Raw genomic sequence first — 6,297 nt, 5'->3', positions numbered from 1 at the left:
TGCGAGATCGTCCCATCTGTCCTCATGCAGGATGGTCCTCACAGAGCCTACGGTAAAGAGATTGTCCTTCGTATCCGTCGAAGTGAAATATGCGACAGAGGATCCAATGATTGTGATCCCTGCCAATGCAGCTATTGAGAGGATGCCTACTTTTTTCTTGTTTCTGATTTCCATAAATTTCTTATCTCCTTTTCCTTTTTCGTATGATCTGCCATGCCAAAAAGGCCGCGCACAGCAGCCAGAGATATCGTCTGATGAATAGGACGATATAGCCGATGTAAGGGATGACCAGGATGACCTTACCGATGATCTGCGTCTTATAGAGCGGTGTAGGATCATCGCTGTCATTGGCGTCTCCCTTTGTGATGGATCTCTGATCATCAATCTGTCTCACGATCCTATGTGTGATGATGGAATCCTGCTTTTGAAAGGTAACGATATCCTCCGTATACAGTACAACATCGGTATCGACCAGTATGAGACTGCCGGTGGATATCGTGGGCTCCATCGAACCACTCAGGATACAATAGATCCGGAAATGACCGCATAAACATAAGGATACCAAAACCAATAGAATGGTCAAAGCTATGCTGCCTATTCGTTTCGTTCGTATCAGCTCCTTTTCTTTGGGGATAAAAAGATCAGCGATTTGATTTTATGAGACCATTTAAAAAGAATACTATCATCGCTATCATGCATATCGCACAGGCGGATACGGTGACGCTTACTGCATGGTCCGGTATCATGATATCAAAAACTCGTTTGATTCTAAGAAAAAAGCATCGGTGTAGCAACGATGTTTATGATCAAACCGATGACTATCATCACGTTTGTCCTATGCCGGATCTTCTTTCCCTTTCTATCTGGATCAAATGCAGATAAATAAGCCATACCTTTCAGCCATTTTGCCATGTATGCTTCCTCTTTTCTTTTCGCATGAGCTATCGTAGATATCTTCTTACCTCGTCCATGATCATTTTTTCTTTCATCCGTCGATATTGCTTGATGAACGCATAAATCAGGCAGATGAGCCACGGTAGAAGGATCATAGCAGGCAAGCTGATAGATACGAGCAGGATCGCGTTTCGATATTCCTGATCAGATATCGTGGGAAGGACAGTAAGCAGCTTCTTCACATAGGAAAGCAAAGATATCGTCATCATCATCCAGACCATCGAAGAAAAGAAGAGCATCCATTTCTTATATATGCATTCCATACTGATCTCTATATAGTTCAGTAAGAATTCATCCTCGTCCATGGAGAGGTATCGCAGCTTCTTTTCTTTGAAGCTCGATAACACCTTTTCGTGACGATATCGATGGCTTATTCTATCGATTGTTTTATGAAGCAACTTATTTTCTGTATGCTTTTCCATATCAGGTTCTCCTTTCCGTATCGAAATCCTTTGATCGACGAACAAAAAACGGGAAATCTCCCGCCTATTTTGAAAGTGTCATATACCATCAATTAGGGTATGATATATCTTCATTCCATTTTTATAAGTTACCTGGCAATTTGCCAGGTAATGCTCTCTAGGATGGAGATATCTCGTTCTTGGATCTCCTGCCATCTGCATCAGTTCTCTATTATTTCAATAGAACAACTACAAAATAGATCGTCCTTCTGTTTGATTTGGGCCTCGATCTTCTGACCTTATCGACTTCAGGCTAAATTTGCCTTTGGTTTATAACGATCTATATCTAGGGATCTTAACATACCAATATCGGATAGATATACTAGATCCAGATGTATCGAATCATGTAAATGATCTTTGAACTGCAATAATCGTTCTTCCAATAGCGTTATTTGCTGCTCATAGATCAAAGTATCTGTTATATCTATATTTTGATAAAAACCAACTTTCCCGCCAAACATATAAACGATCTTTAGACTCGGATCTTCAGCTAGTATGAAATCATAACTTTCTTCTCCCATGTGCCATATCTTGAATTTGCTATTTTCGTTTACGAAGGCTTTTACAAGAGCTGTGTGGACTCCTTCGAATAGATCTATTTCTTCATCATTACAAAATACCTGATATTCGATGGCATACGGTACGATAACAGAATCTTTTCTATCTTCGTTTTTATCCGGAATTATTGATTGCGCCTTTAGACAATATGCTGAATATTGGGGAATATAGAGATCTGTGAACCAATCATTCACTTTTCTGAACTCACGTGTTTTGAATATGAATTCATCTTTCGGATCCCATGTACTTATATCTTCGATGGAACAGATCATCTCGACTTGTTTTTCTGAATATTTCCTATATTCCTGTTTTTTCAATACTACCGGGATGAACCCATTCTTATCTGTGATCTGCAATCTCTCCGCACTGTTTTCTAACTCATATTCAAATCGTCCTTCCTGTTGCGGATAGAGAAATGCAACTGCATGTTCTTCAGATTGCAGGTTCATTACGACCGGCGGACAGAAAACCACATGTACTTCATCATTTTTACGATCATATGTAATCATTTTAGGAACGAATGTATCAGGTTCACATATCGGTGCAAAACAGCTCAGATATCCTTTGACTCTGATTCGTTCGCCTGGTCCTATGACCTTATTTCTGATCTGCTGCTTTATTTCTGAAAGAGGATATTCTTTCATAGTAACTATGCGGATCACATTGAAAACATGTTTGAATAAGTCCATAAACTTACCTCCGTACTTCGTTTTCTTTGTGAGTTCTATAAATATATGTGCTATTTGTATGTTTTTGATCTTCAATCTTAACACCTCTTTATTTTAAGATATCACAAGAAAACTCATTCGTATATGTATATTTGATTTTTCTGATAAGATTTCTGCAAGTGTTCAGAAGTTGATGTCCTGTATACTTTTATCTTACCTGGCAAGTTGCCGGGTAGTGCTTTTTATGCTGATATATTACGCTATCTTCCAAAAAGAAAAAGCAGGTATAATAATGTTTCCTGCTTCGTTCGTTTTACCTTTAACATTCCTTCAGCTTTTTATGTACTGCTTTTATAAAATCATCGAATGATTCCGTTTGAGCATCAAAATACTTATAGTCGCTCAATGAATAAAATATATCCTCAGGGTCCACATCATCCAATCTTATGATCATCCATGCTTTTCTTCTACTGATGACTTTTGTCCAGATAGCTCTCAGTTCTTGTTTGCCCATCATAGAGTTCCGAAATGCATGACTTAAAAAAAATATAGCCAGCTCGCATTCGCTTAAACCACTCAGGATACTTTCTAATATATGATCACCGTAATCTATGGATTGTCTATCCATGAAGATCCTGATACCACTCGTCTGTAGCTTATCAATCATATTATCAATGATCTCTTTATCTTTCCATGCATAGGATATGAATACTTTTTTTCTTTTTGATTCCGTTTCCCAACGATATCCCTTTTCATGGAGCTCGCTGATCTCCGCATACTGAAAACTTGAAACGAAGAACACCTCAAACATTTGGCGATTCATTCTCGAACTAAAAGAAATTTCATTCCACATCCTATTCCGCATATCTTCAAGGAATTCTTCTGATCCCTTATCATAAGATACATCGATCTCATATTTTTTGCAGAATTCGATGATATCTTCACGATCCCCAACATAATCAAAATAAATATACGATCTTAGGTGATATGGTATATTTGATACGAATAACTTTACGATCCCTTTCGTTCCAACGAACTCGTTCAACTGCCAACACCGATCGATCCACTGACTTCTACTTCCGTAGGGTATCTCAAAACAATATTTCTGCCTCAATTCACTCACCTCGTATATATGTATAGTATTATCATAACTAAAAGTAATTGTTTTATCAAGGTTTTTCCATTGTAGTTCCATGTGTATCCAAGGCAGCAGCTTTTTCGGTGGATCTTCCGGATATCCCAGTTCTTTCAAAGTGCATGTGATCATTCTTACACCTCCTCCATCATTGTCATACCTTTTGCGGAAAGCTACCTGGCAAGTTGCCGGGTACTGTCTTTTCCGGATGGATCTATCACGCTCGTGGACCACCTGTCATGAGAACCGATGTTTGAATGATAGGGAATAGATCCATGTGTATAGTCTTCGGTTCCTTGCGGTCATGCCATCTCCTTCAACTCGTTCTCTGTCGCAAGGACATGCAGCGGGATATGCCGGTCTCCACAGACGAACAACGCATCGCCCATACGGAGTTGCTCGATCAGTCCTTTCTCATTCTCATTGACGGTGATGAACTTGCTCAGATCGTTGGTCCCGTCGCGCTCCAGATGCATGATCATCTTATAGACGCTGTTGTTGAAGATCGCTTTTCCATGTACGAGGATATCTTTTCCCGCAAAGTCCTTCGGCTCCTGCGTCGCGATCGTACAGACATTGTGGTATTTTCTGGATCTTCGTGTGTACTGTGCTACTCTTTCTGCACTCATCGGCGTCAGTATCTGCGTATGCGCCTCATCTAGAACGAAAGCAGACTCTACGGACTCATCCAGACACAACGACCAGGCAAATTGGTACATGATGTGATTCAGCGCATTGATCAATGTCATCGGCTTCTCCAGCAGCGTCTTCGTACCGAACGCGATGATATCCTTCGATAAGTCCTCCTGCCCCAGCGATGTATGTCCATTGAAGTAGATCGACCATTCTCTGAGCAGTGGTTTTATCTTCAGCCGCAGATCTCGCAGCAGCTCCAGCTCCTTCGTATCGGCATGCGGCTGATCCTGACACTCCTCTATGCTCTTCTGCAGACGTACGTCGAGATCGGAGAAGGTCGGATATGCAGAAGCCGGAAGTCCACGGAAATCCGTTTCCGGCGTCAATCCATGATCGGCATACAGCATGACCATCTGATCTCCTACGATGGAAAGGGTGTCATCACTGATAGAGGGTACGAGATAGCGCAGGATGATCTTGACATCATCGATACAGTTGTATATGGCAAGCTCTGTATCCCATTTGACACTGGCGTCCTCATCCTCTTCCACTGAGATCGGCTTCAGATCGAAGACATTGATGATATGGCCTCGCCGTCCCCAGTTGATGAACGTGCCTCCATAACGCTTCGTCAGGGAGCTATTCTTATTTTCGGGGTCTATCCAGATGATCTTTTTGTGTGTACGGATGTAAAAACGGATCAACAGCTTCATCAGTGTAGACTTACCGAATCCGGTACCTCCGACGATGACGAGATTCCCACTCAGGCGATTCAGTGCCCGGGCACTCACCGGATCATCGAGCCATTGGAATTGATCGAATAGGATCGCTCCTTTATTCATCAGCTCATGTCCCAGCAGGAAGCCGTCACGATCCTTCAGTGTTTCGAATACGAACGGATAGAGACCGGCCAGACCGAGTGAAGGGAGCGGGATACCGATATTCTTTTCCACTTCAGCGGGAAGGAGACTATCGACGAACAATGGGGAAGCGACCCGCATCAGATTCTCCTGCATGACGGGAGCACTGGTCAGCTTGAAGCCCTGTGCCCGTAAACGTAGATTGAGATCCTGACATCGTTTGTTCACCTCCTTTTCTGTGTCAGCATAGACGCTGAAGACGATGGTGATGTTCCAGGTCACATCGTGATTATCGATGATCTCCTTGATGTAGGTATTCAATGAGATCAGCTCATTCTCCAGGATCTCTCTCCTCGTCGGGTCGTTCCCGCTCTTCTGATATTCTCTGCTCTTATCATTGTATTCCTTCTTCAGCATACCGGCACAGTCCAGATCCAACGGCTCCGTACGCATGAAGACCTTGATCTCCGGATTCGATACGTAGGAACTCAAGAGGCCGAGATCGAATTGCCGGGGGAGCTCAGTGACGAGCAGAGATTTGATATAACGGTCTCCCAGGATATAGTGGCCTCTTTGGATCTTCAGCCCGATCGGCTGGAACGTACTTTTTTTCTTCAACAGGTCATTGTTCCACATGTTCTCCCTCCTTCCGGAGTCTGTAATAATCATCATAATCGAAATCCGGTTCATGATAGTTGTCTTCCGATGGGAAGATATCCTCACTCTCCTCTGCCAGACAGCTGAAGATACCTCGTGAAAAATAATAATCATTGATCAGCGGATTCTCATACATATAAGCGACATAGTCGTAGAGATCGTGCATGCACAGATCCTTCGTCCGAAAACCGGCATACTGAAGCTCTGCGACCAGTTCGTCATAGTTCTTCATCAGAGTCGTTTCATCCTCATCGCGCAGCATCAGAAAGAATTCCAGCTCACGATGTGTATCCTGGAACCAAGTGACCTTTTCAAAATCATTTTGGATCATCGCACGGATGCGCGGATCCTCTTCCTGCGTCTCTTCC

General features: G+C 42.5%; 7 protein-coding genes. All 7 read right to left on the bottom strand.

All coding sequences use genetic code 11. The features are described 5' to 3' along the window. Positions 1–181: 181 nt before the first annotated feature. Positions 182–589 (bottom strand): signal peptidase I, encoded by a 408-nt coding sequence (locus tag NE665_RS23010; RefSeq protein WP_256302655.1) that lies wholly within the window; start codon positions 587–589, stop codon positions 182–184. 179 nt (positions 590–768) lie between these two features. Further along, the gene (locus NE665_RS23005; protein WP_233104855.1) at positions 769–912 is read right to left on the bottom strand and encodes a hypothetical protein; all 144 of its coding nucleotides are present in this window, start codon (positions 910–912) and stop codon (positions 769–771) included. A gap of 29 nt (positions 913–941) precedes the next feature. Further along, positions 942–1,376 (bottom strand): hypothetical protein, encoded by a 435-nt coding sequence (locus tag NE665_RS23000; protein ID WP_216881981.1) that lies wholly within the window; start codon positions 1,374–1,376, stop codon positions 942–944. A 287-nt stretch (positions 1,377–1,663) separates the two neighbouring features. Next, entirely contained in the window at positions 1,664–2,662 is a 999-nt protein-coding gene (locus tag NE665_RS22995; RefSeq protein WP_216881978.1) for a hypothetical protein, read from the bottom strand. Positions 2,663–2,960: 298 nt separating this feature from the next. After that, entirely contained in the window at positions 2,961–3,908 is a 948-nt protein-coding gene (locus NE665_RS22990; RefSeq protein WP_216881975.1) for a toll/interleukin-1 receptor domain-containing protein, read from the bottom strand. Positions 3,909–4,078: 170 nt separating this feature from the next. Continuing rightward, positions 4,079–5,908, bottom strand: coding sequence for a hypothetical protein (locus NE665_RS22985; RefSeq protein WP_216881972.1), 1,830 nt, complete (start codon positions 5,906–5,908; stop codon positions 4,079–4,081). After that, the coding region (locus NE665_RS22980; RefSeq protein ID WP_256302654.1) for a hypothetical protein at positions 5,895–6,297 on the bottom strand (403 nt) is incomplete at its 5' end. The genes NE665_RS22985 and NE665_RS22980, both read right to left, overlap by 14 nt.

The sequence above is a fragment of the Clostridium sp. DFI.1.208 genome, assembly GCF_024463855.1.
Taxonomy (GTDB): domain Bacteria; phylum Bacillota_I; class Bacilli_A; order Erysipelotrichales; family Erysipelotrichaceae; genus Clostridium_AQ.
This window is presented reverse-complemented; position numbering and strand designations above follow the sequence as displayed.

Excerpts from the sequence above, each read along its gene's own strand:
- NE665_RS22995 (WP_216881978.1), bottom strand. The coding sequence starts at position 2,662 with ATGGACTTATTCAAACATGTTTTCAATGTGATCCGCATAGTTACTATG.
- NE665_RS23005 (WP_233104855.1), bottom strand. The coding sequence starts at position 912 with ATGGCAAAATGGCTGAAAGGTATGGCTTATTTATCTGCATTTGATCCA.
- NE665_RS23000 (WP_216881981.1), bottom strand. The coding sequence starts at position 1,376 with ATGGAAAAGCATACAGAAAATAAGTTGCTTCATAAAACAATCGATAGA.
- NE665_RS22985 (WP_216881972.1), bottom strand. The coding sequence starts at position 5,908 with ATGTGGAACAATGACCTGTTGAAGAAAAAAAGTACGTTCCAGCCGATC.
- NE665_RS22990 (WP_216881975.1), bottom strand. The coding sequence starts at position 3,908 with ATGATCACATGCACTTTGAAAGAACTGGGATATCCGGAAGATCCACCG.